Source organism: Pseudomonas sp. GW821-FHT03A09, assembly GCF_059421065.1.
This window is the reverse complement of record NZ_JBWKUX010000004.1, coordinates 36,156-61,560: the sequence shown is the minus strand read 5'-3', so window position 1 is coordinate 61,560 and position 25,405 is coordinate 36,156. Positions and strand designations below refer to the sequence as shown.

The following is a 25,405-nucleotide window of genomic DNA, read 5'->3' as shown; positions in this document are numbered from 1 at the left end:
AAACCTCTGCGCACTACCTGTCCGAGGCTTTTTCTGTGCATATTCACCTGCTGCTGGTCGAGGACAACCTTGATCTGGCCACCACCGTTATCGAGTATCTGGAGATCAGCGGCATCGTCTGTGACCATGCCAGTAATGGCCAAACCGGGCTTAACCTGGCACTCAATCAGCACTACGACGTTATTCTCCTGGACATCATGCTGCCGCGACTGGATGGTCAGCAGTTATGCGAGCGGTTACGCCAGCAAGGCATCCAGACGCCCATCCTGATGCTGACCTCGCTGGATGCGTTGTCGGACAAGCTCGCCAGCTTTGCTGTTGGGGCCGACGACTACCTGGTCAAGCCGTTCGAGCTGGCCGAACTGGTGGCCAGGATTCGTGCACTGAGCATGCGCCGCAGCGGTCAGACCAGTCGCCTGCAGGTGGACGACCTGGTGATGGAGCTGAGCACCCGCAAAGTCAGCCGCGCAGGGCAGGAGCTGCATTTGTCGCCCATCTGCTGGACCTTGTTGGAGCATCTGATGCGCGCCAGTCCTGAACCCGTTTCCCGAGAGCGCTTGGAGGCAAAAGTCTGGGGCGATGAGCCACCCGACAGTAATACGCTCAAAGTGCACATGCACCGGCTACGCAAAGCGGTAGACAAACCCTTTAGCCGGCCGTTGATCCACACCCTTCCCGGGGTCGGTATCCAGGTAAAACCACATGCGTAATGGCTTGAGCCTGAAGTGGGTGATCAGCGGAAGTTTCCTGTTATTGATTGCACTGGTATTGCTGATCTACAGCCAACTGCTGCCTGTATTCACCGTGCGCGGCTTGCTCTATGCCGCGAGCTCGATGATGGAGGAGGAAGCCCAGTATTTCAGCATGCACTACAAGAAGGACCCGACCACGCCCCCTCCGCACAACTACTTCTATACCGGCGTCATTGGCAAGGAGGCGTTGCCGGAGAACATCCGCCAATTGCTGGATGCGCCGCCGAGCCTGTCCTTCGGTGCGGTGCATATCTTCGGCGATATTTACTCCGATGACGATGACGCGGTGTTCCAGATAATCCTCGAGCAACCCCTGGGTGACGGCAAAAGCCTTTATCTGTATGACGTCGACCATGATGATGAGGTCGGTGGTGAGGTGGAGACGCCGTTGTCCGACGCCTACTTTGACCAAGTGATGCAGAGCGTCATGTTCATCAGCCTGGCGGTATTCGTGCCGGCGCTGCTCATCATCGCACTGCTGGTCTGGTGGTTGGTTCGTCCGCTGGGGCGCTTGGCCCAATGGTCCCGCACCCTGAAAAACCCTGACGCAATGGCCAGCGGGCGGCCAGGTTTCAGCTTCAAGGAATTCAATATGCTGGCCGAAGCACTGGCCAAAAGTGTTGAGCAGGTGCAGGCAGCCAGCCAGCGTGAGGGCCGCCTTTTACGCTACACCAGCCATGAACTGCGAACGCCACTGGCGGTGCTCAAGGCCAATATAGAACTGTTGGCCCTGCAATCCGGTGGTGTCCTGCCGACCTCCTTGCAACGCATTGAGCGTTCCGTGCTGAACATGCAGCTTATCGCCGAGACGTTGCTGTGGATGAGCCGCGAACGTCCCGAACCGTTGCCGGAGGAAGACGTTGACCTGAGCGAGTTGGTCGGAGAGTTGATTGAGAAACATCGCTACCTGATCGGCACCCGGGATATCGAGTTGATCGTCGATATCCACAACGAACCTTGCCGATTGCCTCCCACCGCGTGCCGTATCGTGATCGGCAACTTGCTGCGCAATGCACTTCAATACGCGGAGGAAGGCCAAGTAGAAATCAGCTTCAAATACCCCCGGCTGCTGATTGCCAATCAAACGACGGAAACCCAGCAACAGCAGGAGAGCACTGATTTTGGCTACGGCCTTGGGCTGCAGTTGATGCACCAGTTATGCGAAAAACTGGGCTGGCGTATTGAAGTGATACGCGCACAACAACGGTTCACCGTCGTGCTCGACTGTACGAACGTGGAGGCCGCCGAGTAGCGCTACTGCTCACCGACCCTGATATCAATGGCGTCAGCGGTACCTGAATGCAGCATCCCCTTAGGCACCGTCTGCCCCTCGAAAAACAAGTCAATCTCGCCCTGCCTGCGCTGTTCCAAGCCAGGCAGGACCTTTCCTCCGGCCATTTTCCATCGACCGAGTTGATAGGGCACTTGCGCGAAGTGCTGCTCGTTGATCACCCGCAGCAGGGTTGAGGTTTTGAAGTTGTTCGCACCGACATTGAAGACAAAGTCGGCCAGGGCGGCGTATTGAAGGTCTGTCAGAGGGACTGTGACGACGCTTGTGACGGTGATTTGAGCCCATCGCATGTCGTTGACCAGCAGTGCCGTGCCTTGAGCGTCAGAGATTTTCTGCAGAAACTGCGCAGGCTCCGTTCCATCACACCGCGCCTTTTTGATCAGGTGGCCATAGCCGATGGTGCAATAACCGACGGCGTCGTTATAGCGCTGATCCACCCAGCCTTCCGAGGTTTTTGTCAGGGCGATACCTTTGGCAACCACCGGGCGTAGCGGGCCGGTGGATTCGGCGCCCGGCAAGGGAGCTGGCTCAATCAGCAACCCTGAAGGGAGACGGTCTATGTCTTGGATTTTTGCATTCCTTGAGTCGCAGGCGCTCAGCATGAGCGGCATACAGCCCACGGCAATCCACACTTTCAATGAACTCATCACCCACTCCCTCTTCAGCGCCAACTTAAACACCAGAACGTCTTGAAGGGAGGGTTGTGAAAAGCGAAGAACGCCCGCGTGCCAGTGCCTTGGTCTGTCACGCGGGTGTTGCGGCGTTACAGTGTCTGCACAATGATCTGGCTTTTAAGATCGTTGACCATGCTTTCAATCACCGGCTTCATGGCCTCGAAGTCTTGTGGGGTACACAAGACGTCCGCCTTGGCAAAGGCATAGTGACGTGTGATCAGCACCGTATTGGCTTTCTTCACATAGGTGGCCCGATAGTCGAAGCCCGCCTGTTTCACGGACACGGCCTTGGGCACGGCCAGGATCTTCACTTTGCCGGGAAACTCCATGTGCGCCACTTCCGAGATTTCACCCGACAGGCACGTGAAGGCCTGAGTGCGCTCTTGTTCGGCCAATAAGGTGAACACGCTCTGGGCAATACCGCCAGACAGGCTGGAGAGGGTAGGTGTGCCGGTCGGTCCGGGCAGGTTCACCAGGTTATCGGTACGGCCTTTGATGCTGGACTTGAAGGTATCAGTGCTGCCTTCCAGGTCGGTTTCGAATACCCCGCTGCCGGATTGTCCGTACAGGCTAAGGATGCGCTGCACCAACTGATGACGATCGGCCGGTTGCATGGCCTTGAACAGGTAGCGGTTGAGTTCTGCGCCCCAGCCGTTCACGGTGGAGTCGTTGGTGAATTCGGCGGCGCCTTTGGCGTTGACCTTGAACCGCATGGCTGACTCCACCTTGCCCGGTTGGCTGGAAGGCACATGGGCCTGTTCGCCGGTCTGGGTCAGCAATACCGGTTTGCCCAGCTCGGGAATCGGCAGGTAGCCGGCGGCGATGGGAGCCGCCGTCGAGTCCAGGTACAAGTCGAGGCTGGGTACATAGGTGATGGCGTGGTTAAGCAGCCCCAGGGTCGGCACCTTGGGCAGCACGTAGGCATTGCCGGCATTGATCAGGGCTGGCGAGCTTTCAATGGCGACGGCCTTGAGCAATGCTTCCAGCAGCGCGACATGGTCCTTGCAGTCGCCATAGCGGTTATCCAGCACGGCCTGTGCTGAGTGTGGCACCACACCGCCTGCACCGACGTAGACGGCCACGTAGCGAATATTCTTGCGTACCCAATCACTCAGCACCAAGGCTTTGGCGCGAGGTGTCTCGAGGTTGGCGGTGAGTTCCTTGGCCAGTGTGGTGATGGCCGGAGTCACTTCGACCTGTGCCCTGGCCGCGTAGGCCTGGGCAAACTGTTTGTAGTCAGTGAATGTCGACACGGCCAGGAGTTGCCCGTAGTCGGTGTAGGCGACGGAGCCTTCTTCTACGCGATTTTTTACGGCGGGCTCCAAGTCCCAGCGGTACACCACTCGGCCATTGGCAGTGGCGGGCGTGGACGCTTTGAATCCCCTTGAGTCGGCGTGCAGCGGCATGCCGGCAGGCATGTCGTAGCTCAGGCGCACCTGCTCGTACTGGTAGAAATCCGGTGCATACAGGTCTTCGAACTGCCCGGGGAACAGCGGGGTAGTGCGCTGGAGTCGGTAGTGCAGGACCATGCGATCACCCACGGCGAGCTCCGGGAAGATCACCACCTTGACCAGAGAGTCCTGGAACATGGGCGCGTTGGCCGAGGCTTGCTCCTGCTGTTCCTTGATCTGGTCGGCGCTCACGGGAACCTTGCGGCCGTCAGCTTTGAGGGTGTACGCCTCGATAATAGCCAGGGTTTCCAGGGTGCGGTTGAAGCTCACCGAGCGCTGGGCATTGGGCTTGATGGCGCGCTCTTCGTTGATGCGTGAGACCAGCTCGACATCCAGCACGAAGCTGCCGTCGGCGTTGACCACGTAGGACTGCAGGTTTTTTTCGACGGTGAGCGAGAGGTCGGTGTAATCCGCGTTGGCTGTTGCGCTGAAAAAACCACAGACGAGCATCGCCAGCACACCGAACAGGCGTGCGGGGGAGAAGATAGAGACTGGCATGGAGATCCTTCTAAACGATGGTGCGCACGGGCTTGCAGGCGGCGCACATTCCTTGGATAAACTGCTTAATGCGAAACATTACCATATAGAGATGGCGATAGGCTGGCAGATTTTTGTGTGGTTCCCCCAGGCAGGTGGCGTGCAAGGTGGGCACGCTGGGCACCAATGTGACTTTTACTGGTCAATAATCCTCGCAATATCATGTACTTGGCTGCGTTTCGCGGAGCCTGTCGCCTCACTCTTATTCGAAGAATCACTCCATGCACCTGCGCAAAATTGCAGTTGGGCTGTCAGCCCTTGTTTTGCTTTCCTCTGGGGCGCAAGCCCGGGGTCTGTTGGATTTTCTCAAGCCACCGGCTGAGCACGCCTCACGCTCCGGTTCGATCAGCCAGGGCGCCGCCCTTGATCTCTATTCCAGTCAACAAAAAAAGCCTTCGTTTGAGGGTTGCGCCGATCTGTTCCCGGCAGCAACACCGATCAACACCGCCACCGTGCCGGCTACGATGAAGCCCTTGGCGCTGTGTTCAGACAACTTCGCGGTGCTCTATTCGCAAACCAGCAGGACGCCGCTGGTCGTGGTCGAGCGCCTGAATGCTGCGCAGTTGAGGAACGCCAAGGGCGAGGAGCGCACCAACCAGTTCTACCCGGACCCGCGTATTCCCAAGGGTGGCCGCGCCGAGCTGAGCGACTATCGTGGCCAGCATCCGGCGGTGGACCGTGGTCACCAATCCCCTGCGGCCGACGCACCCAGTGCGAATGCCATGGCCCAATCCTTCGCGTTGTCGAACATGGTGCCCCAAGACCCCACCAACAACCGCAAGATCTGGAGCAAGGTCGAGGCGGACGTGCGCAAGTTCGCCATCCGGGCCGGTGGCAATGTGTTCGTGTTCACTGGGCCGCTGTTTGACCCGGGCTATAGCACCATCGGCACCCACAAGGTCTGGGTGCCGACGCGCCTGTTCAAGCTGGTGTACGACGCTTCGTCGAAACGCGCCTGGGCCTATGTGCTGCCCAACGGCGAAACCCGCATCGAAAAGCCGATGGACTACGACACCTTTGTGAAGAGTACGGGGCTCAAGTTGCTGGGTAATCTGCCGGTCACGGGGTCAGTCGGGCGTACCTGACTCGCCTACCTCACTTGACCTTCTTCAACGCCTTGAGCCTCTGCGTCGCACGCTGGACGGCGGCCATTTTCTCGGGGCGTTTCATGCGTTTCCACTTGCGGATGTCGTCCTTGCTGCGCCCACAGCTGACGCACAGGTCGCCGCTGAGCTGGCAGATGGAAATGCAGGGGTTTTCAATATCTTTGGCCAAGGGTTCACCCGGGTGTGCAGTAAAAGGTCACAGCTAGGCCGCGTGAAATTCGACAGTGAGATGACTCACTTCATGTACCGGCTTAAGGCGTTGGCGAATGCTGTCGGCATCCGTGGTCGAGCGGCCAACCACACTGACAATCGCCGCGTGGGCTTCGGGGCCGACGCGCCAGACGTGCAAGTCGGTGATCCTGGCATCGCCGGGTTGTTCGACCAGCTCGCGGATCTCCGCGGCGACATGTTCATCGGTCTGGTCCAGCAACACACCGGCAGTGGCGCCCATCAGGCTCCAGGCCCAACGCGCAATCACGATGGCGCCGACAATGCCCATCAGCGGGTCCAGCCAGACCCAACCCAGGTAGCGACCAGCGAGTAGGGCGGCGATGGCGAGCACGGAGGTCAATGCATCGGCGATCACGTGCACGTAGGCGGAACGCATGTTGTTGTCGTGGCCGTGAGGGTGGTGATCGTGATCATGATCATGCCCGTGGCTATGACCATGGCCCAACAGCAGTGCGCTGATGATATTCACCGCCAGGCCCACCACGGCAATCAGGGTCGCGGTCCCGAACTGCACCTCGGTAGGCTGCAGCAGGCGAATCACCGACTCCACGCCAATGCCCAGGGACACCAACGCCAGAATCAGCGCCGAGGCGAAGCCGCCGAGGTCGCCGACTTTGCCGGTGCCGAAGCTGTAGCGTGGGCTGTTCGCATTGCGTTTGGCGTAGGCGTAGGCCGCAGCGGCAATGCCCAGGGCGGCCGCATGGGTCGCCATATGAAAACCGTCAGCCAGCAGGGCCATGGAGCCGGTCAACGCGCCGGTGGCGATTTCCGCCACCATCATGACGACGGTCAGTATGACCACCCAAAGGGTACGCTTGGCGTTTTCTTCGTGGGCCGCGCCGAGGAACACGTGTTCGTGGCTATGAGTGCTGTTCATTTGGAATACCGGCGGATGGCTTCGAGCAATTCTTCGACGCCCTTGTTACGGGCTTCTTCGCTGAGGGAGGGATCGGCCACATGGGCTCTGGCGTGGTCTTCGATGATTTCTTCCATCAAACCGTTGATGGCGCCACGGGTGGCCGCCACTAGGTGCAGGGTCTTGGCGCAGTCAGCGTCTGACTCCAGTGCTTTTTCAACCGCCTGGATTTGTCCGGCGATGCGTTTGACGCGCTTGATCAAGCTGTCTTTGTTTGCGGCTATATGGCCCATGGCATACCCCCCCTACCTATAATGGCGCGGATCTTTGCATACCCCGCCCCCCTATACAAGGGGTGAGCGGTTTATACTCTCCAGCCCCTTGTCACTCACCCTCTACAAGTGAATCGAGACCCCCATGAGTACCTCTCTTACCCTGAGCCCCGCGCGCAAGCCCACCGCGCCATTGCTGGCTTTTGTCCTTCTGTTGTTCGGCGCCGTATTCCTGCAAAACACAGTCGGCTCGCGCCAGGTGTTGTTGCTGGTCGTCGGCGCTGCGCTGGGCTTGACCCTGTATCACGCGGCTTTTGGTTTCACCTCGGCTTGGCGTGTGTTTATCAATGATCGGCGCGGCGCCGGTTTACGTGCGCAGATGGTGATGTTGGCCATCGCGGTGCTGCTGTTCTTCCCGGCACTGGGGGCGGGCACGTTGTTCGGGCAGCCGGTGGTCGGGCTGGTGGCGCCGGCGGGGATTTCCGTGGTGTTTGGTGCGTTCATTTTCGGCATCGGCATGCAACTGGGCGGCGGCTGTGCGTCGGGCACCTTGTTTACCGTGGGCGGCGGCAATGCACGCATGCTGGTGACCCTGGTGTTCTTCATCTGCGGTTCGTTGATCGCCACACACCATGTGGACTGGTGGTTTGCGCTGCCATCGTTCCCGGCAGTGTCCATCGTCAAAAGCTTCGGCGTGATGCCGGCCATGGCGCTGAGCCTGACAGTGTTTGCGTTGATCGCGCTGGTGACCGGGCGTTTGGAAAAGGGCCGTCATGGCCAGCTTGAGGCGGGCGTGATCAGCGAGCACAGCGGTTTGCGCCGCTTTCTGCGCGGGCCTTGGCCGCTGCTGTGGGGCGCGATTGGCCTGGCGCTACTCAACTACGCGACCTTGGCTCTGGCCGGGCGTCCGTGGGGTATCACCTCGGCGTTCGCGCTGTGGGGGGCCAAGGTGGCGAGTGGGTTGGGTGTGGACGTCGCCGGTTGGGCGTTCTGGCAGATGCCCGGCAATGCCAAGGCCTTGGCCGCGCCGGTGTGGGAAGACATCACCAGCGTGATGGATATTGGCATCGTCCTCGGTGCGCTGCTGGCTGCCGGCCTGGCTGGGCGCTTCGCCCCGAGCCTGAAGATCCCGGTGCGCTCGCTGGTGGCGGCGGTGATCGGCGGTCTGCTGCTGGGTTACGGCTCGCGCCTGGCGTACGGTTGCAATATCGGCGCGTACTTCAGCGGCATTGCTTCGGGCAGCCTGCATGGCTGGGTCTGGTTGGTGGCGGCGTTTATCGGCAACAGCGTGGGCGTGCGCTTGCGGCCGTTTTTCTTTGCGGGCGAACGGCCGCAGGTGGCGTTGAGCGGTTGCTGAGACTCCCATAAATGGATGTCCGAATCCGTCCTTAAGTGGTCCGGCTTGCGCCTGTTGTGCGTGCACCAGTATCTCTACCATGGTGTGCATCACTCGCTGAAATGCACACCAAGAGGACTGCCCATGAGCCGAAAAGCCCTGATCGTGATCGACGCCCAGCATTCGTTCCGCCATTCCACCTACTGGTCTGAAAATGACCTGGCTGACTACCTGGAAAAACAGCAGGCCCTCATCGACGGGTGTGTTCAGCACGGCATCCCGGTGATACAAGTGTTCCATGTTGAAGAACAGGGGCATTTTTCGATGGCATCGGGCAACGTCAGAACCTTGAGCGAATTGTCGATCGCCCCTGCCTTGACTATCCACAAGCGCTACCACAGTGCTTTCGCCGGCACCCCGCTGGCTGCACGGCTGACGGAGATGGGGGTGACCAGGCTGATCATCAGCGGCATTCGCACCGAGCAGTGCTGTGAAACCACCACGCGACACGCCTCGGACAGCGGCTTTACGGTGGATTTTGTCAGCGAGGCGACGTTGACCTTCCCGATGACGCACGCACGTAGCGGCCGGGTGTACACCGCTGCCGAGATTCGCGAGCGCACCGAGCTGGTGCTGGAAGATCGCTTTGCCCGTATTGTCACCGTCGCCCAGGCGCTGGAGGCATAAAACCGTGAGTGTGCCGGTGCTGTTCGTGCTGCTGCCCAATGTGCTGATGCTGGACCTGGCAGGTCCGGCCGAGGTGCTGCGTCTGGCCGCGCAATTTGAAGACCCGGCCGCCATCGATTTCGACTTGCAGTACGTCAGCCCGGTGGAGTCGCTGCAAACGTCCATCGGTTTGCCGCTGGCTGGCTTGGCGCCGCTTCCACCGGTCTTGGCGCCCGGCACCCTGGTGGTGTTGGTGGGTTCCACATCGAAGGTGACGAAGGCACGCCAACAGGCTTTCGAGGTAGCCAGCGCCACCCTGACCCAGTGGCTGCAAAAGGTGTTCGCGCCTTCGGGCGAGCGACTGCTGTGTGTATGCGCCGGCGCCCTGAGTGCCGCCCGGGCCGGGTTGCTGGACGGTCGCCAGTGCACCACCCACCACGCATTGTGCGCGACATTACAGGCCATCGCGCCCAAGGCTCGTGTGCTTGAAAACCGGCTTTACGTCACCGACGGTCCGGTGAGTTGCAGTGCCGGCGTCACTGCCGGTATCGACCTGATGCTGCACCTGCTCGCCGAACTGGCCGGGCCACGGCTGGCCTGTGCGGTCGCCCGAGACATGGTGGTGTACATGCGCCGCAGTGGCGCCGACCCACAACTGTCACCCTGGGTAACCGGTCGTAACCACCTGCATCCGGCGGTGCATCGGGTGCAGGACGCCATCGCCGCTGCGCCCTGTGAAGCCTGGCCCGTCACGCGCATGGCCGACCTGGCCTACACCAGCAGTCGCCACTTGGCGCGGTTGTTCCATGAACACGTCGGTCTCAGCCCGCTCGACTACCTGCAGCGGCTGAGACTGGCTGTGGCCCGTGAACTGCTGGCCGAATCGACCCTGGGCATTGAAACCGTTGCCGAGCGTGCAGGCTTCGGTTCGGCGCGCCACCTGCGACGCATCTGGAGCAAATACGAAGTCGGCACGCCTTCCACGATGCGCCTGCTTGGCGCCGACTGATCAGTGCGCCGTGTCGAGTACCAACCGGCCTTGAAGGTGACGGCCCAGGCTTTTCTCGATGGCGGCTTTCGCAGCGCTCAGAGGATAGGCTTCAACCGTCACCGATAAACGCCCCTGGTCGAACAGTTCGGCAATGTGCGCGAGCTGTTGAGCGTCCGAACGGGCGGCGAAGTTGATGGCGGTCACGCCATGGTCATTGGCCAGGGACGCGCTGGGTGCGCTCACGGGTGAAACCAGCACACCGTGTTTCTTCAAGACTGCAAACGAGCGTTGCTGGGTATCGCCACCCACCAGGTCGAGCACGACATCCACCTTACCGACCTGTTCTTCGAACACCTGGGTGCTGTAGTCGATGAGATGATCGGCGCCGAGGGCCTTCACATACTCATGATTGCGTGCGGACGCCGTTGCATACACTTCGGCGCCCAGGTACTTGGCGATCTGCACCGCCATGCTGCCGACGCCGCCGGCTGCCGCGTGGATCAACACCTTCTGGCGCGGTTGCACGACGGCATGCTCGGTCAGGGCTTGCCACGCGGTCAGTGCCGAAGCCGGCACCGCGGCCGCCTGTAGTGCACTGAGCGTGCGCGGTTTCAAGGCCAGCTTGGATGCCTGGGCCACCGCGTGTGTGGCGTAGCCGCCGACGATATTGATGAAACCGAACACCTCATCACCTACCGCGAATTCAGTCACGCCTGTGCCCAGCGCAACCACCGTGCCGGCCACTTCGATGCCCGGTGTAAACGGCAGCGGCAGGGGGATGAACGCTTGCATGGCGCCGGACAGCACTTTCCAGTCAATCGGGTTGACCCCGGCACCTGCTACATCGATCAGCACCTCGCCCGCACCGGCTACCGGTGCGGCAATGTCTTCCAAGAGCAGCCCTTCAGGGCTGCCATATGCATAAACACGGATGGCTTTCATGAAAATCTCCCGAGGAGCCTGAGTGGGGGGATCAGCCGCGACGTGCGTCAAGGCTGAAGCGACCGGCACCGAACGCTACGACCTGCAGCAGGCCGCCGGCCATCGCGATGTTCTTGAAGAAGTGGATGAACTGGTTCTGATCAGCCAGCGCGTTGTGGAACGCCAGCGCAGTCGCCACGCTGAACAGCGCCAAGATGGCGGCGACGGTGCGGGTGCGGTAACCGGCGATCAGGGCCAGGCCGCCACCGATTTCAACAACGATCGCCAGCGCCAGTGCCAGCGTCGGGAAAGGCAGACCCACCGAGCCGATATAGCCGATCATCATGGCCGGAGCCGCCAGTTTGGAAAAACCGGAGAGGATGAAAATGGCGCTCAACAGTACGCGGCCGATCAAGGCGGCCGAAGCTTGCTGGGTGTCGGAACGGGTGGTGCTCAGGGTTTGTGTGGTCATGGTGTATTTCCTTCGATGAGGTACGGTTCGACATGAACCGCCCGAGTGAGGAAATCTTGGACCGCATCGGCTAATCTGAATAGACGACTAATTTCGACGGTTAGGTTCGAAAAAATAGACAAGTTAATCAAGGGACCGACACATGATTTCCGACCCTGGTACACCCACTCTGGACCAACTGCGGGTGTTCCTCACCGTCGTGGAGGTCGGCAGTTTTGCTGCTGCCGCCAGGAAGCTGCACCGCGCGACGTCGGTGGTTAGCTACGCGATCGCCAATCTGGAAATGCAGTTGGGCGTGGCGCTGTTTGACCGCCAGACCACCCGCAAGCCCCAGCTCACCGAAGCCGGCCGCACCGTGCTGGCCGAGGCCCGATCCATCGCCAACGGTATTCATGGGCTGCGGGCCAAAGTCAAAGGGCTGCTGCAGGGACTGGAGGCGGAAGTGCATGTGGTACTAGACGTGATGCTGCCTGCCGCGCGCGTGGTGGACGCCCTCAAGGCGTTTCGCGAGGCATTCCCCACGGTCGCCCTGCATTTGCACATGGAAGCGCTCGGCGCCGTGACGGAGCGAGTGATCAACGGGGGAGCCATCATCGGTGTGAGCGGGCCCATGTACGAGAGCATCGACGGGATCGAAAGAATTGGCGCGGGCAGTGTTGAGCTGATCCCAGTGGCTGCGCCCGACCACCCGCTGGCCTTGAGCGGCGCGAATGCCCCGGGGGCCGGTCGCGAGCTTACGCAGTTGGTGCTCTCCGACCGTTCGCTGCTGACCAAGGACAAGGAGTTCGCCGTGCTCAGCAATCGCACTTGGCGCTTAGCGGACCTGGGTGCCAAACACATGTTGCTGCGTGAAGGGATCGGCTGGGGCAACATGCCCGCGCCGATGGTCGAGGAAGACCTGCGCAGCGGCCGGCTGGTGCGGCTGAATATCCCCGAGTACCAAAGCGGTAAATATCCCTTTGGCGTGATCTACCGCACGGACCTGCCGCCAGGCCCGGCCGCGCGGTGGTTGATCGAGCGGTTTGTTCAGCAGGCTGAGTCGCAGGAGATGACCGGCTCTTGAGCGGCTTCAGCCGCCAGTTTCGCGCGGTCGGCTTTGCTGATGTATTTGTCTTTGCTTTTCGGCGCCAATTTGGCGCTGGCCTTTTTGGCCTTGGCCTTGAAAAGCTGCTGGAGTTTCTTTTGGCGATTCATGTGTTTTTACCTGGGTTGTACAGACCCGGATGATACCAGTTTAAAAAACACGGCCGTGATCTGGGTCGCTTTTCAGCATCGATCTGTGCATTGAACCTTGGGGCTTTTTGCTAATAATCGGGACGGGTATCCAGCGCAAACGGAAGCCCCTGATGAGTATTCACACCCGTACCAAACGCATGACCGTTCCCCAACTGGTGGCGATGAAGGGCCAGCAGAAAATCGTCTCGCTGACGGCGTACTCCAGTGCCATCGCCAAGCTGATCGACCCGCTGGTCGACTTCATTCTGGTCGGCGACTCCACGGCGATGGTTGGCTACGGCCGCGCCTCGACCTTGAGCATGCAACTGGAAGAAATCATCGGCCACACCCGCGCCGTGGTCGACAGCACGCGGCTGGCCTGCGTCATCGCCGACATGCCCTTCGGCAGCTATCAGGAATCCAACGAGCAGGCCTTTCGTAATTGCGCCCAGGTGCTGGCGCGCACGGGTTGCGACGCGGTCAAGCTGGAAGCCAATCAGGCGCTGGCGGGCACGGTCGAGTTTCTGGTCGCGCGGGGTATTCCGGTGATGGCCCATGTGGGGTTGATGCCGCAGTTCGTCAATGTGATGGGCGGCTTCAAGGCCCAGGGCCTCACGGCGCAAACCGGTGCGGTGATTGCCGAAGATGCCCGCGCCAACCTGGAGGCAGGCGCCTTCAGCCTGCTGTTGGAAGGTGTGGCCGAGGGTGTTGCGCGACAGATCACCCTGGATGCAAACAGGCCCACCATCGGCATTGGTGCATCACCCGCGTGCGACGGCCAGGTATTGGTCACCGAAGATGTGCTGGGCCTGGGCGGTGAGCACTTGCCGCGCTTCGTCAAACAGTACGCCGATGTCGGGGCGGTGATCCGCGAGGCTTGCGAGCGCTTTGCCGACGACGTGCGCCATGGCCGCTTCCCCGAAGCGCGGCACTGCTACGGGCTTTGACGCATCGCCTGTGCCAGTTGCTGCACGGCCTGGGCAATATCCTTGCTCCAGTCGAGGGTAAAGCTCAGGCGCAGATGCTGCTGCCAGGTACCTTGCTGGCTGAACAGTTCACCGGGGGCGATGACGATGCGCTGGGCCAGTAGGTGTTCGAACACCTGGCGCATGTCCACGGGACGCTTGGCCTGCAACCAGAAACTTGCCCCACCTTGGGGCGTTTGTACGTGCCACAGATCGTGGGCGTCCAGCAGGGCTTTGAGTTGGTTCATGCGGTCCCACAGACGCGACCGAAGTGCTTTCAAATGGACGTCGAGGCGCCGGGAGGTGAACAGCTTGGCGATGGCTTTCTGACGGAGCGGTGACAGACGAAAACCCCGCTCCAGAAATAATCGCTGCAAGGCTGGCGCTTGCTCGCGGCACAGTACGTAACCGTAGGGCGCCTCCGCACCGATCACTTTGTCGAACGTCGAGAACACCAGCAGTCTGCTGGGGTCGGCAAAGTCGCGATAACGCGCCGGCGGTGGCCCGAAATGCAACTCGCCGTAGGTGTCGTTCTCGAACAGCCAGATGTCCCGCTCCGCTAGCCAGCGGCAGATCTGTTGTTTGTCCTGGGCCGGCATCAGGCCGCCTTGGGGAATATTCACGGTCGATGACAGCACCGCCAGCCGAATCGGCTCCTGTTGGAGCAACCCATTGAGTGCCGCCAGGTCGAAACACCCGTTCGCATCGAGGGGCAGTTCGATCACCCGCACCTTCGCCGCTGCTAGTTGACGTAAAACCGCCCACGAACAGGGCGACTCCACTAACGCCACCGTGCCCGCCAGGCCCAAGGCGTCAAGGGAGAGGTCCAACACACTGTGCAGGTCGGCGCCGATGTACACGTCATCGGCTTGCCAATAGCGGTCGGCGGATTGGGTGTAACGCTCGGCCAACGCGGCACGCAACTCAGGATCACCGAACGGCAGGTACTGGGGCGCAAGCGAGCGTGGATGTTGCCGCGCCAATTCACGCTCCACCGTCCACAGCGGGTTTTCGAGTGACAGCAACATGGCCGGTGCATCACTGCTCAGCGCCAGCGTTCCCGGTTGGCGCGCGTTAGCGAAGACCTGGTCGAGCAAGCTGGACGCGCCAGTGGGCAATACGACGCCGGGGAGCACTTTGATGAAGTAGCCGAACTTGGGCCTGGCCTCGACCCGGCCTTCATCTTCGAGCAGCGCATAAGCGTACTTGGTGGTCGACACCGACACCCCCAGGCGCCGCGCCAGTTGGCGCAGCGACGGCAGTTTTTGTTCGCTGCGCGCAGGGGCCGCCTCGATTAACTCGACGAGGTAGCGGTACACCGCTTGGTAGGCAAACGCGGTGGTGTTTTCCTGGCTCACTCGGGGCATGCCTCTGAGACGACGGGCAAGCCCTTGAGAAACGCAGCAATTTGCTGATTGCCGCGCAAATGCATTACCGGAATCTGTGGACCAACGGCCAGGCGAACCTTTTCGATCCCTGGTCGATAACCATGATCGAAACTCCAGACGAATTTCAGGAAAGTCAGAAACTCACGGTCGAGTTTCTCTTGGCAGCCCACCGGTCTGTCAGGGCTTGGACGGTTCAAGAAGCTGCGCAAGAGTACGCGGGCGAAACAGGTCAACCTGGGCGTATCGAGCCAGATGATCAGGTCGGCACGGGGCAGGCGCAGATCGAACGTGCGGCGCGCATAGTTACCTTCACACACCCAGTTATCTACAGCGATGGATTCGCGGACCCGTGCCCGGAACTGCTCGGCGTCGGGTTCGGTCCAGTTGGGCTCCCAGAACAATTTGTCCAGATGTACCACGGACAAGCCAAGATGCTGACCCAGCAGGCGGGCGAGGGTGGACTTGCCGCTTCCGGCGTTGCCCAAGATTACAATCCGTTGCATGGGGCTTCCAGTTCGGGAAAAGGGCTGCCGATTGTGCGAGGTTTTGGTGTTTAGTTGAAGTCGGCGATGACTGCGTTGTCGCCAAACGTTGCCGCGACTTCCTTCGCCACCTCAATAAACACCCGCGCCGCCGCCGATTGATAAACCCCTGTGCGTTGCATCACCACCGCAGTGCGTTGCAGCGGCTGCGGTCCCAGCTCAATGGCCACCAAATCCGGATACGCCCGCGCAAGGGCGGCTGGCAACAGCGTCGACAGCGTGGTCCTGCGTACCACCTCAATCAGCGCGCCAATCACATTGGCCTCCATGACGACGCGCGGACGGATGCCGTGTTGGTTGCAGTAGCGGTCGATCTGTTCGCGGGTCGCGAACGCTTTACTCAGCAAAACCATGGATTCGGCGCCCAGGGTCTCCAGGCCGATAGCCTGTTGCGCCGCTAGCGGATGCTGTTTGCCGACCACCAGTGCGAGGGTTTCTACCAGCAGGGGACAGGCGTCAATGTCCTGTGCATGCACCTCATCAAACGCAATGCCCACATCCAGCTCATCGGCCAGCAGTTGGCTTTCCATGTGTTCCTGAGAGAGCTCATGCACATTCAAGGTGATGTTCGGGTAGCGACGGTGGAAGGCCTCCACCAGCGGCCCGACAAGATAAGTGGTGAACGTAGGCGTCACCGCAATCCGTAGCGTCCCCCGGCTCAAATCACCCACGTCGTGGATCGCACGTTTGCCTTCCTGCAGTTCCTGCGCCGCCCGCAGCGCATAGCGCAGGTAAACCTCCCCGGCATCGGTCAGACGCGTCTTGCGCCCCGAGCGGTCGAATAATTGTGCGCCGAGGCTTTCCTCCAATTGCCGCACTTGCTGTGACAGTGCCGGTTGCGAGACATGCAGGGCCGTCGCGGCTTTGGTGAAACCTTCGTGTTGCGCCACGGCAAGAAAGTACTGGATGTGTCGTGCCAGCATATGTGAACTCATAAGGTTATCTAATGAGCTTGATCATATATCAGACTTTTACCTTATCAAGAGGGCTGCGTAACCTTTGCTCCATCGCATCGCGAACCCATGGAGTCACCCATGCAAGACATCATCGACGGTTTCCTGAAGTTCCAACGTAACGCCTTCCCCGAGCGCGCCGGCCTGTTCAGGGACCTGGCCAATCAGCAGAGCCCACGGGCGTTGTTCATCTCCTGCTCCGACAGCCGCCTGGTGCCTGAGCTGGTCACGCAGAGGGAGCCTGGCGACCTGTTCGTGATCCGCAATGCCGGCAATATCGTGCCGTCCTACGGCCCGGAACCGGGGGGGGTGTCGGCCTCGGTGGAATACGCCGTCGCTGCGCTACAAGTCAGCGACATCGTAATCTGCGGGCATTCCGACTGCGGCGCCATGACCGCCATCGCCACTTGCCAATGCCTTGACCACATGCCCGCAGTGGCCGGCTGGTTGCGTTATGCCGACTCTGGCCGGGTCGTCAATGAGGCTCGCCAGCATGTCGACCCGCACGCCAAAGTCGCGTCCATGGTTCGCGAAAACGTGATCGCACAGTTGGCCAATATCCAGACGCACCCCTCGGTGCGCCTCGCCCTCGAAGAAAAGCGCGTGACGCTGCATGGTTGGGTCTACGACATCGAAAGCGGCTGCATCCAAGCTTTCGACAGCCACACCGGTAAGTTCGTCGCGCTTGCCGACAACCCTACCGTTCGTGCTGTTTCTCACTGAACCTGTTTTTTACCCACGGAGATAACCCCATGATCCAGTCACAAATCAGCCAGAACACTCGCTTTGCCCTGACCGACGTGATCCTGTTGGCCAAGGCTCGCAAAGACTTGTCGTTCGCCCAGATCGCCGAAGGCACCGGCCTGCACGAAGCCTTCGTCACCGCGGCCTTGCTAGGCCAACACCCACTGCCGGCCAAGGCTGCGCAAGTGGTTGCCGACACCTTGGGGCTCGACGCGGATGCGGTCGTCCTGCTGCAAACCATTCCGCTACGCGGCAGCATCGGCAACGGCATCCCCACCGACCCGACCATCTACCGCTTCTACGAAATGATTCAGGTCTACGGCACTACGCTCAAGGCGTTGGTTCACGAGAAATTCGGCGACGGCATCATCAGCGCCATCAACTTCAAGCTGGACGTCAAAAAGGTCGATGACCCGGACGGTGGCTCCCGCGCCGTGATTACCCTGGATGGCAAATACCTGCCGACCAAACCGTTCTGATCGTGGTGTGAAAAGCCCGGCGCTACGAGGCGCCGGGCTGCATCGCGTGGTCAGCGTTTGGTGATTGCCTGGCTCTGCGCGCTTGTCCGGGCCAGAAACCCGCTGATCAGCTCTACCACTTGCTGCTGTATCACCGCTCGTGGCCGCGCGCCGTCACCATCCCGGCAAATCTTGCCATCGCCCGGTGACCCTTCTTCAATCAATGCTACCGCCCCCGGCTTGCAGATCGACATAAAGCTGAAGTGGGTGGCATCGCTGATTTCCACGTACTGCGTCGATGCTTCTGGCAGGCGCTTGACCATGTGGGCCGACTCCAGTTCGGGGGACATATCCTCTGTCGGCACGCCGCCTGCAATCACCAGCGCCGGCACCGGTAGCACTGCAAGGCTGGCGTCGGTCATGCCGCGAGACAGGCCCAGGTCCAAAGACACAATCGCGGTGACGCGTTTGTCGCTCAAGTCAGCGGCCAGGTGGGCCTTGCCGGCTGGCGTGGCGGCGGGGTTCATCTCCTGATAGCCAATGCAACCGCCCAGCTTCGGGTGTGCGCTGCAGTCCTGGCTGAACAGGTCTGGGTCGAAGCGCGCGCCGGCGATTTCCATCACGGTCCAGCCGCCGAGGGAATGGCCCACCGCAGCAATCAGGTTTTTAGCCACCGCGCCGAATGACGTTGGTGCGGCCAAGACTGCGTCGATCGCACGGCTCAGGTCGGCCGGGCGTTGCCATAGCTGCGCAGCGGCAGCCGGGCTGCGATCCTTGCTGGTGGTGCCGGGGTGGTTCACCGCTGCCACGATGTAACCCCGATGCGCCAAGGCACTCGCCAACCATACCTGTTTGCCCCAATTGCCACCGTAACCGTGGGAAAGCACCACCAGCGGATGTTCGCCCGCTGCCGGCGCTGCGTCGGGCACGCCGAGGGCGCCGATGAATACCACGGAGTCAGCAATCAATTCGGGTTTGGCAGTGCTTGTGCTCGGGTACCACACAGCCAGCTCCAGGGGGCGATTATTGTGAGTGTCGGGCAGGGTCGTGGTTTTGAAGCCGATGGCGCTTTCGTCAGCGAATGCGGGAGCGGCCAGGCAAAGCAGAAGGAGGGCGGCGAAGGGGTTTTTCACTGTTTTTATCGTCCTTGAAGTGAGGGCGCATCATGACTGGAAGTGGGCGGATTGAGTAGGGGAGTACGGGATTAGTTGACCACTACACTGAGACCCCAAATCACCCACTACGCACCCCTTTAAACACGAGGGAAACAAGCGCTAATAGTATCGACCGGCCGCACGTACGGGTGCTGGACTAGGATTTTTTCTTCCGGCTTTCATTGGAACTAAAAATTGACTGGCATCGGCATGGAGTAGCCAGTAGGCTACAGGTGGGGTTGTGACCAACTTGATCGGCAGGACGCCGGAGTTTGATACATGGCTCGACGGTATGAGGGATGTCTGGGGGAGGGTGGCGGTTCTGACTCGATTGGACCGGGCCGAGGAAAACAATTTTGGGGATTGCGAGTCGGTAGGCGACGGCCTGAGTGAAATGCGTGTTTTTGTCGGGCCCGGTTACAGGATTTACTTCGTACGCACCGGGCTCACCGCTTACCTGATGCTCTGGGGCAGTGATAAAACCGACCAGAAAAGAGGAATCAAACGGGCAAAAGAGATCCTCGATGCCCTGAGAGGTCAATGACATGAGTGAATCGAAATTCAAACCCGAGGACATGCCGATCCTCGATCTAGATACATCCGGCGCGACCGTCTATGAGGCCTCGCGCTTTCTCGACAGCCCTGAAACCATCAGCGCTTACCTGGCGCAAAGCATGAAGTCCCAAGACCCGCAGGTCTTCATGAAGGCGCTGGCCGAGGTCGCCAAGGCACAGGGCGTGAACAAGGTGGCCGAGGCGGCGGGGGTTAATCGGGAGAGCCTGTATAAAACCCTCAAAGGCGGTTCGAAAACCCGCTATGAGACGGTCCAGAAACTCATGCTGGCGTTAGGGGTGGAGCTGACGGTGCAGCCGATGTCAAAACAGGCAACCTCTGGCAAACCCTGATGTTTGCTGTGTCACTCCCGCAGTCGTCATGTTTTTGTCATGAATCCATGGGAGTTTCCCTCAGCCCAAAACACCGCGCCACTGTCGGCACCTGAGGGGCATTTCAAGGAGATTCAAGCATGAGGGTCGTTACCGCAGGCTCCGCCTACCTGGACATCGACGCCTACGCCTGCTGCATCGCGTACGCCGAACTGCTCAACCGCCAAGGCATTGATGCGCGTGCGGTGAGCAGTGCGCCGCTGAATTTCAGTATTCCCCAGAGCGTGCGGGGTTGGTCCGTTTCGCTGGATGCTTACAGGCCCGAGACTGAGGATGAGTTCGTGCTGGTGGACGTTTCCGACTATCACCACTTCGACCCGATGGTGGTGCTCGATCAGGTACGGGAAGTCATCGACCATCACCCAGGTTTTGAAACCTATTGGACGCACAAGCTGGGTGCTGCTGCCGATATTCAATCGATTGGAGCAGCGGCGACCCAAGTGTTCCAGCGTTGGGAACGCGCCGGCCTGCTGACGCAGATCAGTCAACAGAGTGCTGCGCTGCTGGCCACGGCGATTCTGGACAATACCTTGAATTTCACCGGGCAAATGACCACGCCACTGGATCGTCGAGCCTATGAGGTGCTCGCATCACGGGCGGGCTTGGCGGCGGATTGGCCCCAGCACTACTTCAGCGAATGCCAGGCGGCCATCGAAGCCGACCTGCTTGATGCCCTGGCTGCCGACATGAAGCAGATGACCGCCACGCGCAACCTGCCGCTGGCTGTTGCGCAGATGACGGTGTGGGACGCGGGAGCATTGATTCAGCGGCATCGCCCAGTCATTGAACAATGGCTGGCGACCCACGGTGACGATTGGCTGTTGAACGCCATCAGCATTCGCGAGTGCAAGAGCTACTGGTTGGCAGGGCCTTTGCTCAGCCAGCACAAGCTGAGCCTTCTGTTGTCGCTCGACTGGCAAGGTGCATTGGCGGTGTCGCCGCGCGCGATGCAGCGCAAGGAGCTGGTGAAGCTGGCCTTGGCTGCATCGAATGAGGGTGCTAGCGCACCAGGCAAGGCTGCTTGTTATTGAAGCGCCAGCCTGGAATCAAAAACTGCATCGCCACGCTGTCGTCCCGCGCCCCCAGGCCCATGCCTTTGTAGACTTCGTGGGCCTTGGCCACCGCGTCCATGTCGATCTCCACACCCAGGCCCGGCTTGGCCGGTACCTTCACGTAGCCGCCCTCGATCTTCAGCGGCTCTTTGGTCAGGCGCTGGCCGTCCTGCCAGATCCAGTGGGTGTCGATGGCGGTGATATCGCCCGGTGCCGCCGCCGCCACGTGGGTGAACATTGCCAGGGAAATATCGAAATGGTTATTGGAGTGTGAACCCCAGGTCAGGCCCCAGTCGTTGCACATCTGCGCCACGCGCACCGAGCCTTGCATCGTCCAGAAGTGTGGGTCGGCGAGGGGAATGTCCACCGATTGCAGCTGGATCGCGTGGCCCATTTCGCGCCAGTCGGTGGCGATCATATTGGTGGCGGTCTTGAGGCCGGTGGCGCGACGGAATTCAGCCATGACTTCACGGCCCGAGTAGCCGTTTTCCGCACCGCATGGGTCTTCGGCATAGGCGAGCACATGATGTTGATCACGGCACAAGCGGATGGCTTCCTGGAGTGACCAGGCACCGTTCGGGTCGAGGGTGATGCGCGCATCCGGGAAGCGTTCGGCCAAGGCGGTGACCGCTTCGATTTCCGCGTCGCCGCTCAAAACACCGCCCTTGAGCTTGAAGTCGTTGAAGCCATATTTCGCTTTGGCGGCTTCGGCCAGGCGTACCACGGCCTCGCTAGTCAGGGCCTTTTCATGGCGTAGGCGCAACCACTCATCGTCGGCGTCCGCTTCGTTGCGGTAGGCCAGATCAGTCGTCGTGCGGTCGCCGATGTAGAACAGGTAACCGAGCATTTTTACCGCGTCCCGTTGCTGGCCTTCGCCGAGCAGGGCAGCCACTGGCACTTCGAGGAACTGGCCCAGCAGGTCGAGCAGGGCGGCTTCCATGGCGGTGACGGCATGGATGGTGATGCGCAGGTCAAAGGTTTGCAGGCCCCGTCCCGCTGCATCGCGAGACGCAAAGGTGCTGCGCATCTGGTTGAGGATGCGCTGGTACTGGCCGATGGGTTGGCCGATCACCAGGCTGCGTGCGTCTTCCAGGGTTTCGCGGATGCGCTCGCCACCGGGTACTTCACCGACGCCGGTCTTGCCTGAGCTGTCCTTGAGAATCACGATATTGCGGGTGAAGAACGGCCCATGGGCGCCGCTCAGGTTCAGCAGCATGCTGTCGTGGCCGGCCACGGGGATGACTTGGAAATGGGTGACGACGGGGGTAGTCATGACAATGTCCTAATTAAGCTCAAAGAGGTTTGCTGATGGCGGTGGCCGTTGGCGCAACATCCGGCGAAGCCAGCGTGGGAGCAGGTGAAGTCTTGGCGAAGAACACCAGGATCGCCGCCAGCACCGAAGTGCCGGCCAGGCCATAAAGGCCGCCCTGGATCGAACCGGTGGTCTGCTCCAGAAAGCCGAACGTGGTGGGCGCGACAAAGCCGCCCAGGTTGCCGATGGAGTTGATCAGCGCGATCACGGCAGCGGCGATGCGCACATCCAGGTAGCCCTGGGGGATCGGCCAGAACAGCGAAGAAGCGGACTTGAAACCAATGGCCGCAAAACAGATCGCCACAAAGGCAAAGATCGGTCCGCCGGTGGTGGACATGAACATGCCCGCCGCAGCGATCAACAGCGCGGCGGCCACCCAGGCTTGCTGGAACTTGAACTTGCCCGACAGCGCGGCAAAGGCGTACATGGCGATGATCGAGATCAACCAGGGGATCGAGTTGAAGAAGCCGACCTGCACGTCGCTCAAGTCGCCCATCTTCTTGATGATGCTCGGCAGCCAGAAAGTGGCGGCGTAAATCGTCAGCTGGATGCAGAAGTACAGGGTGCAGAACAGCAGGATCTGGCGGTCCTTGAGCAGCTTGCCGAGGGTCGGTTTGACCGTGTTGAGGGCATCACGCTGGCGCTGTTCCTCGTCAATGGCGTCCACCAGGGTGTCCTGCTCTTCGCGGGTCAGCCATTTAGCGTCGTGGGGGTTGGAGTCGAGCCAGAACCACACGAAGAATCCCAATGCCACGGAGGCCAGGCCTTCGATGGCGAACATCCATTGCCAGCCATGAAAACCGAACCCTTCGATCTGCAACAGCGCGCCCGACAAAGGGCCGGAAATCAGCGAAGCCACGGCCGAGCCGCTGAGGAAAATCGCGATCGCTTTGCCGCGCTCGACACCTGGCAACCAGCGGGTGAAGTAGTAGATCACGCCGGGGAAAAAGCCCGCTTCGGCTACGCCCAGCAGAAAGCGCAGGATGTAGAACTGGGTTTCGTTCTGGATGAACGCCATCAACGTGGCGACGATGCCCCAGGTGAACATGATGCGGGTCAGCCAGATCCGTGCGCCGACCTTTTGCAGCAGCATGTTGGACGGCACTTCGAAGAGGGCGTAGCCGATGAAGAACAACCCGGCACCCAGGCCGTAGGCAGCGGCACCGATGCCCAGGTCATGCTCCATGTGCGTGCGCACGAAGCCGATGTTGACCCGGTCGATGTAGTTGAGGATGAACATGACCACGAACAGTGGGAGCACATGGCTCTTCACTTTGCTCACGGCGCGGTTGAGCACCGAATCACTTTCTGCGGCGGCAGATACTTGGCTTGAATTGTTCACAATTCAAAACTCCCCCTGATTTGTTTTTATGCGGGTTTGCGTGCTTTGTTGATAGACATCATACAAGTGCTTTTCTTGGCTTCGCAATTGGGTGATGGATGTTTTTGTGCTTATAAGGCCGTGGCTGTATCACTGATTATGGTTATTTGCCCATTTTCATTGGTCGGTATGCGTATTTTTGCGAGCGATTGATAGGCGCTTAGACAGTCGGGAGCGGGCGGTGAAGATCGCTGGAATGTTGTTCGATCAGATTGGTTGTCATACAAGTTGGTTGGCCAGTGAATCAAGCCTGCGCAGGCTCAGAGCGGGGTGTTAAGCTCCCATCAGCCCAACCCGTGGACCCGCGCGATGCCCATTGAAAACGGAACCCTTGTCCGTAGACGCTCCAATAACCTGGCCCAAGGTGTGGTCGACGCGCTGACTCAGCGCATCCTGCTCGGGCAACTCAAGCCCGGCGAAAAACTGCCGTCTGAATCCACCATCGTGCTGGAGCACGGCGTGAGCCGCACCGTGGTGCGTGAAGCCATTTCCAAGTTGCAGGCCTCGGGCCTGGTGGAGACGCGTCACGGCATCGGCACCTTCGTGCTGGAGCCACGCACCCAGCAAGGCTTGCGCTTGCATGTGGACACCGTCGCCAGCGTGCGCAACATGCTTGAACTGCGCCTGGGCCTGGAAGTGCAGGCCGTGGCCCTGGCGGCACTGCGCAGGTCCGACGAGCAACTGGCCCATATGCGCCAGGCGCTGGATGACTACCAGGCTTCGCTGGCCAACAACGACAGCTGCGTGGACGAAGACAAACGCTTTCACCAGTTGATCGCCGAGGCTACCGGCAACACGTTTTTCACCGAGATCATGTTGCACCTGGGCAATGCGATGATCCCGCGCACCCAGGTCAAGGGCGTTGAACGTGGCGGGGCGGATTTTGCCAAGCTGGGGCAGTTGGCGAACCTGGAGCACGAGGCGATCTTCAATGCGATCAAACGCCAGGACCCGGACGCAGCGCGGGCCGCCATGGTGTTGCATTTGACCAATAGCCGGGATCGGTTTTCCGGGGAATGAAAAGGGACCACCGTTGAACGAACACACTTTGTCCATGCGCCTGGAGCGTGTGGCCGCGAACGTGCCGGCCGGTGCACGCCTGGCCGATATCGGCTCCGACCACGCCTACCTGCCGGTGGCCTTGATGCACCGTGGTGCAATTTCGGCAGCGGTGGCGGGGGAGGTGGCGACCACCCCCTTTCATGCGGCCCAACGCACCGTGCGTGACAACGGCCTGGAGCAACACATCCGCGTGCGTTTGGCCAGTGGCTTGGCGGCCATCGAACCGGGTGACGGGATCACCGCGATCAGCCTGTGCGGCATGGGCGGCGAAACCATTCGCGACATCCTCGACAGCGGTAAAACGCACCTGAGCGGCCAGGAACGCCTGATCCTGCAACCCAACGGTGGCGAGCAACCGCTGCGCCAGTGGTTGATGGATAACGGCTACCCGATCCTGCACGAAGAGCTGCTGCAGGAAAACCGCTTCTACTACGAAATCATTGTCGCCGAACGTGCGGAATCGGTGGTCTACAGCGCCGAACAACTGTACTTCGGCCCCTTGCAGATGCAGACGCGCAGCCCCGTGTTCCTGGCCAAGTGGCAGCGCATGCTGCGCCAGAAGCACAAGACGCTGGCCAGCTTTGAGCAGGCGCGGCAGCGGGTGCCGGAGGAAAAGATGCAGGAAGTGGCCCGGCAGGCGCGTTGGATCACGGCCTTACTCGGCTGACCGCCACCGAAT

At 60.5% G+C, this 25,405-nt stretch carries 29 protein-coding genes; 15 read left to right on the top strand and 14 right to left on the bottom strand.

Annotated elements, in window-relative coordinates; all coding sequences use genetic code 11:
* Positions 1-35: 35 nt before the first annotated feature.
* Both AC07V4_RS08185 and AC07V4_RS08180 read left to right on the top strand, forming a co-directional pair.
* Entirely contained in the window at positions 36-710 is a 675-nt protein-coding gene (locus AC07V4_RS08185; RefSeq protein ID WP_492635998.1) for a response regulator transcription factor, read from the top strand.
* Positions 703-2,004: a sensor histidine kinase gene (locus tag AC07V4_RS08180; protein ID WP_492635999.1), complete on the top strand. Its 1,302-nt coding sequence runs from the start codon at positions 703-705 to the stop codon at positions 2,002-2,004. Before AC07V4_RS08185 ends, AC07V4_RS08180 begins: the two co-directional genes overlap by 8 nt.
* Before the next feature lie 2 nt (positions 2,005-2,006).
* Here the strand turns inward: AC07V4_RS08180 and AC07V4_RS08175 are convergent, their stop codons facing one another.
* A complete protein-coding gene (locus AC07V4_RS08175; RefSeq protein ID WP_492636000.1) occupies positions 2,007-2,690 on the bottom strand; it encodes a lysozyme in 684 nt (227 codons plus the stop codon).
* 116 nt (positions 2,691-2,806) lie between these two features.
* Positions 2,807-4,666, bottom strand: a complete 1,860-nt coding sequence (locus AC07V4_RS08170; protein WP_492636001.1) for a DUF3857 domain-containing transglutaminase family protein — start codon at positions 4,664-4,666, stop codon at positions 2,807-2,809.
* 260 nt (positions 4,667-4,926) lie between these two features.
* Between AC07V4_RS08170 and AC07V4_RS08165 the strand changes: the two genes are divergently transcribed.
* Positions 4,927-5,790: a DNA/RNA non-specific endonuclease gene (locus AC07V4_RS08165; protein ID WP_492636002.1), complete on the top strand. Its 864-nt coding sequence runs from the start codon at positions 4,927-4,929 to the stop codon at positions 5,788-5,790.
* 10 nt (positions 5,791-5,800) lie between these two features.
* Here the strand turns inward: AC07V4_RS08165 and AC07V4_RS08160 are convergent, their stop codons facing one another.
* Genes AC07V4_RS08160 through AC07V4_RS08150 form a run of 3 tightly spaced genes read right to left on the bottom strand, consistent with a single transcriptional unit; the run spans position 5,801 to position 7,191 of the window.
* Positions 5,801-5,980 carry a DUF1289 domain-containing protein gene (locus AC07V4_RS08160; protein WP_431749859.1) on the bottom strand — a complete coding sequence of 60 codons (180 nt, stop codon included), beginning with the start codon at positions 5,978-5,980 and terminating at the stop codon, positions 5,801-5,803.
* A gap of 33 nt (positions 5,981-6,013) precedes the next feature.
* A complete protein-coding gene (gene dmeF, locus AC07V4_RS08155) occupies positions 6,014-6,919 on the bottom strand; it encodes a CDF family Co(II)/Ni(II) efflux transporter DmeF (RefSeq protein ID WP_492636003.1) in 906 nt (301 codons plus the stop codon).
* On the bottom strand, positions 6,916-7,191 hold the full coding sequence (locus AC07V4_RS08150; RefSeq protein ID WP_060755830.1) for a metal/formaldehyde-sensitive transcriptional repressor: 276 nt from the start codon (positions 7,189-7,191) through the stop codon (positions 6,916-6,918). Before AC07V4_RS08150 ends, dmeF begins: the two co-directional genes overlap by 4 nt.
* 124 nt (positions 7,192-7,315) lie before the next feature.
* Here AC07V4_RS08150 and AC07V4_RS08145 point away from each other — a divergent pair, with 124 nt between their 5' ends.
* The 3 genes from AC07V4_RS08145 (at position 7,316) to AC07V4_RS08135 (ending at position 10,181) form a co-directional block, all read left to right on the top strand.
* Positions 7,316-8,527 (top strand): YeeE/YedE family protein, encoded by a 1,212-nt coding sequence (locus AC07V4_RS08145; RefSeq protein WP_492636004.1) that lies wholly within the window; start codon positions 7,316-7,318, stop codon positions 8,525-8,527.
* Positions 8,528-8,650: 123 nt separating this feature from the next.
* Complete coding sequence (locus AC07V4_RS08140) at positions 8,651-9,193, top strand: cysteine hydrolase family protein (protein ID WP_492636005.1); 543 nt, start codon at positions 8,651-8,653, stop codon at positions 9,191-9,193.
* Between the two features lie 4 nt (positions 9,194-9,197).
* The gene (locus AC07V4_RS08135) at positions 9,198-10,181 is read left to right on the top strand and encodes a GlxA family transcriptional regulator (RefSeq protein WP_492636006.1); all 984 of its coding nucleotides are present in this window, start codon (positions 9,198-9,200) and stop codon (positions 10,179-10,181) included.
* On the opposite strand, the gene AC07V4_RS08130 is transcribed toward AC07V4_RS08135, so the two are convergent.
* Positions 10,182-11,105 (bottom strand): NADP-dependent oxidoreductase, encoded by a 924-nt coding sequence (locus AC07V4_RS08130; RefSeq protein WP_492636007.1) that lies wholly within the window; start codon positions 11,103-11,105, stop codon positions 10,182-10,184.
* Between the two features lie 31 nt (positions 11,106-11,136).
* Positions 11,137-11,556 (bottom strand): DoxX family protein, encoded by a 420-nt coding sequence (locus AC07V4_RS08125; RefSeq protein WP_492636008.1) that lies wholly within the window; start codon positions 11,554-11,556, stop codon positions 11,137-11,139.
* Positions 11,557-11,698: 142 nt separating this feature from the next.
* Here AC07V4_RS08125 and AC07V4_RS08120 point away from each other — a divergent pair, with 142 nt between their 5' ends.
* On the top strand, positions 11,699-12,619 hold the full coding sequence (locus AC07V4_RS08120) for a LysR family transcriptional regulator (RefSeq protein WP_492636009.1): 921 nt from the start codon (positions 11,699-11,701) through the stop codon (positions 12,617-12,619).
* Here AC07V4_RS08120 and AC07V4_RS08115 read toward each other — a convergent pair.
* Entirely contained in the window at positions 12,583-12,750 is a 168-nt protein-coding gene (locus AC07V4_RS08115) for a DUF2986 domain-containing protein (protein ID WP_492636010.1), read from the bottom strand. The two genes, AC07V4_RS08120 and AC07V4_RS08115, sit on opposite strands and share 37 nt — an antisense overlap.
* Before the next feature lie 152 nt (positions 12,751-12,902).
* Here AC07V4_RS08115 and panB point away from each other — a divergent pair, with 152 nt between their 5' ends.
* On the top strand, positions 12,903-13,718 hold the full coding sequence (gene panB, locus AC07V4_RS08110; protein ID WP_431753096.1) for a 3-methyl-2-oxobutanoate hydroxymethyltransferase: 816 nt from the start codon (positions 12,903-12,905) through the stop codon (positions 13,716-13,718).
* Here the strand turns inward: panB and AC07V4_RS08105 are convergent.
* Genes AC07V4_RS08105 through cynR form a run of 3 tightly spaced genes read right to left on the bottom strand, consistent with a single transcriptional unit; the run spans position 13,706 to position 16,589 of the window.
* On the bottom strand, positions 13,706-15,094 hold the full coding sequence (locus AC07V4_RS08105; protein ID WP_492636011.1) for an aminotransferase-like domain-containing protein: 1,389 nt from the start codon (positions 15,092-15,094) through the stop codon (positions 13,706-13,708). The genes panB and AC07V4_RS08105 overlap by 13 nt on opposite strands.
* A complete protein-coding gene (locus AC07V4_RS08100) occupies positions 15,091-15,627 on the bottom strand; it encodes a P-loop NTPase family protein (protein ID WP_492636012.1) in 537 nt (178 codons plus the stop codon). Before AC07V4_RS08100 ends, AC07V4_RS08105 begins: the two co-directional genes overlap by 4 nt.
* Before the next feature lie 50 nt (positions 15,628-15,677).
* The gene (gene cynR, locus AC07V4_RS08095) at positions 15,678-16,589 is read right to left on the bottom strand and encodes a transcriptional regulator CynR (RefSeq protein WP_492636013.1); all 912 of its coding nucleotides are present in this window, start codon (positions 16,587-16,589) and stop codon (positions 15,678-15,680) included.
* Positions 16,590-16,700: 111 nt separating this feature from the next.
* On the opposite strand from cynR, the gene AC07V4_RS08090 reads away from it, so the two are divergent.
* Positions 16,701-17,342, top strand: coding sequence for a carbonic anhydrase (locus tag AC07V4_RS08090; protein ID WP_492636014.1), 642 nt, complete (start codon positions 16,701-16,703; stop codon positions 17,340-17,342).
* 29 nt (positions 17,343-17,371) lie between these two features.
* A complete protein-coding gene (cynS, locus tag AC07V4_RS08085; protein ID WP_492636015.1) occupies positions 17,372-17,842 on the top strand; it encodes a cyanase in 471 nt (156 codons plus the stop codon).
* A gap of 50 nt (positions 17,843-17,892) precedes the next feature.
* Here the strand turns inward: cynS and AC07V4_RS08080 are convergent, their stop codons facing one another.
* The gene (locus AC07V4_RS08080; protein ID WP_492636016.1) at positions 17,893-18,954 is read right to left on the bottom strand and encodes an alpha/beta hydrolase family protein; all 1,062 of its coding nucleotides are present in this window, start codon (positions 18,952-18,954) and stop codon (positions 17,893-17,895) included.
* A 262-nt stretch (positions 18,955-19,216) separates the two neighbouring features.
* On the opposite strand from AC07V4_RS08080, the gene AC07V4_RS08075 reads away from it, so the two are divergent.
* The 3 genes from AC07V4_RS08075 (at position 19,217) to AC07V4_RS08065 (ending at position 20,950) form a co-directional block, all read left to right on the top strand.
* Entirely contained in the window at positions 19,217-19,519 is a 303-nt protein-coding gene (locus AC07V4_RS08075) for a type II toxin-antitoxin system RelE/ParE family toxin (RefSeq protein ID WP_492636017.1), read from the top strand.
* A 1-nt stretch (position 19,520) separates the two neighbouring features.
* A complete protein-coding gene (locus tag AC07V4_RS08070) occupies positions 19,521-19,880 on the top strand; it encodes an addiction module antidote protein (RefSeq protein ID WP_492636018.1) in 360 nt (119 codons plus the stop codon).
* Positions 19,881-19,999: 119 nt separating this feature from the next.
* Positions 20,000-20,950 carry a DHH family phosphoesterase gene (locus AC07V4_RS08065; protein ID WP_492636019.1) on the top strand — a complete coding sequence of 317 codons (951 nt, stop codon included), beginning with the start codon at positions 20,000-20,002 and terminating at the stop codon, positions 20,948-20,950.
* On the opposite strand, the gene gudD is transcribed toward AC07V4_RS08065, so the two are convergent.
* Together gudD and AC07V4_RS08055 are read right to left on the bottom strand one after the other, a co-directional pair.
* A complete protein-coding gene (gudD, locus tag AC07V4_RS08060; RefSeq protein ID WP_492636020.1) occupies positions 20,919-22,244 on the bottom strand; it encodes a glucarate dehydratase in 1,326 nt (441 codons plus the stop codon). The genes AC07V4_RS08065 and gudD overlap by 32 nt on opposite strands.
* Positions 22,245-22,263: 19 nt before the next feature.
* A complete protein-coding gene (locus tag AC07V4_RS08055) occupies positions 22,264-23,625 on the bottom strand; it encodes an MFS transporter (RefSeq protein WP_492636021.1) in 1,362 nt (453 codons plus the stop codon).
* Between the two features lie 348 nt (positions 23,626-23,973).
* Here AC07V4_RS08055 and AC07V4_RS08050 point away from each other — a divergent pair, with 348 nt between their 5' ends.
* Positions 23,974-24,684: a FadR/GntR family transcriptional regulator gene (locus AC07V4_RS08050; protein WP_492636022.1), complete on the top strand. Its 711-nt coding sequence runs from the start codon at positions 23,974-23,976 to the stop codon at positions 24,682-24,684.
* A 13-nt stretch (positions 24,685-24,697) separates the two neighbouring features.
* Complete coding sequence (locus AC07V4_RS08045) at positions 24,698-25,393, top strand: tRNA (adenine(22)-N(1))-methyltransferase (RefSeq protein WP_492636023.1); 696 nt, start codon at positions 24,698-24,700, stop codon at positions 25,391-25,393.
* The last annotated feature ends 12 nt before the right edge of the window (positions 25,394-25,405 follow it).

Bases quoted from the DNA above. Each gene is read 5' to 3' on its own strand.
- AC07V4_RS08180 (WP_492635999.1), top strand. From the start codon at position 703: ATGCGTAATGGCTTGAGCCTGAAGTGGGTGATCAGCGGAAGTTTCCTG.
- dmeF (WP_492636003.1), bottom strand. From the start codon at position 6,919: ATGAACAGCACTCATAGCCACGAACACGTGTTCCTCGGCGCGGCCCAC.
- AC07V4_RS08065 (WP_492636019.1), top strand. From the start codon at position 20,000: ATGAGGGTCGTTACCGCAGGCTCCGCCTACCTGGACATCGACGCCTAC.
- AC07V4_RS08175 (WP_492636000.1), bottom strand. From the start codon at position 2,690: ATGAGTTCATTGAAAGTGTGGATTGCCGTGGGCTGTATGCCGCTCATG.
- AC07V4_RS08070 (WP_492636018.1), top strand. From the start codon at position 19,521: ATGAGTGAATCGAAATTCAAACCCGAGGACATGCCGATCCTCGATCTA.
- AC07V4_RS08170 (WP_492636001.1), bottom strand. From the start codon at position 4,666: ATGCCAGTCTCTATCTTCTCCCCCGCACGCCTGTTCGGTGTGCTGGCG.
- cynS (WP_492636015.1), top strand. From the start codon at position 17,372: ATGATCCAGTCACAAATCAGCCAGAACACTCGCTTTGCCCTGACCGAC.
- AC07V4_RS08120 (WP_492636009.1), top strand. From the start codon at position 11,699: ATGATTTCCGACCCTGGTACACCCACTCTGGACCAACTGCGGGTGTTC.
- AC07V4_RS08115 (WP_492636010.1), bottom strand. From the start codon at position 12,750: ATGAATCGCCAAAAGAAACTCCAGCAGCTTTTCAAGGCCAAGGCCAAA.
- panB (WP_431753096.1), top strand. From the start codon at position 12,903: ATGAGTATTCACACCCGTACCAAACGCATGACCGTTCCCCAACTGGTG.
- gudD (WP_492636020.1), bottom strand. From the start codon at position 22,244: ATGACTACCCCCGTCGTCACCCATTTCCAAGTCATCCCCGTGGCCGGC.
- AC07V4_RS08140 (WP_492636005.1), top strand. From the start codon at position 8,651: ATGAGCCGAAAAGCCCTGATCGTGATCGACGCCCAGCATTCGTTCCGC.
- AC07V4_RS08150 (WP_060755830.1), bottom strand. From the start codon at position 7,191: ATGGGCCATATAGCCGCAAACAAAGACAGCTTGATCAAGCGCGTCAAA.
- AC07V4_RS08145 (WP_492636004.1), top strand. From the start codon at position 7,316: ATGAGTACCTCTCTTACCCTGAGCCCCGCGCGCAAGCCCACCGCGCCA.
- cynR (WP_492636013.1), bottom strand. From the start codon at position 16,589: ATGCTGGCACGACACATCCAGTACTTTCTTGCCGTGGCGCAACACGAA.
- AC07V4_RS08090 (WP_492636014.1), top strand. From the start codon at position 16,701: ATGCAAGACATCATCGACGGTTTCCTGAAGTTCCAACGTAACGCCTTC.
- AC07V4_RS08130 (WP_492636007.1), bottom strand. From the start codon at position 11,105: ATGAAAGCCATCCGTGTTTATGCATATGGCAGCCCTGAAGGGCTGCTC.
- AC07V4_RS08165 (WP_492636002.1), top strand. From the start codon at position 4,927: ATGCACCTGCGCAAAATTGCAGTTGGGCTGTCAGCCCTTGTTTTGCTT.
- AC07V4_RS08125 (WP_492636008.1), bottom strand. From the start codon at position 11,556: ATGACCACACAAACCCTGAGCACCACCCGTTCCGACACCCAGCAAGCT.
- AC07V4_RS08050 (WP_492636022.1), top strand. From the start codon at position 23,974: ATGCCCATTGAAAACGGAACCCTTGTCCGTAGACGCTCCAATAACCTG.
- AC07V4_RS08100 (WP_492636012.1), bottom strand. From the start codon at position 15,627: ATGCAACGGATTGTAATCTTGGGCAACGCCGGAAGCGGCAAGTCCACC.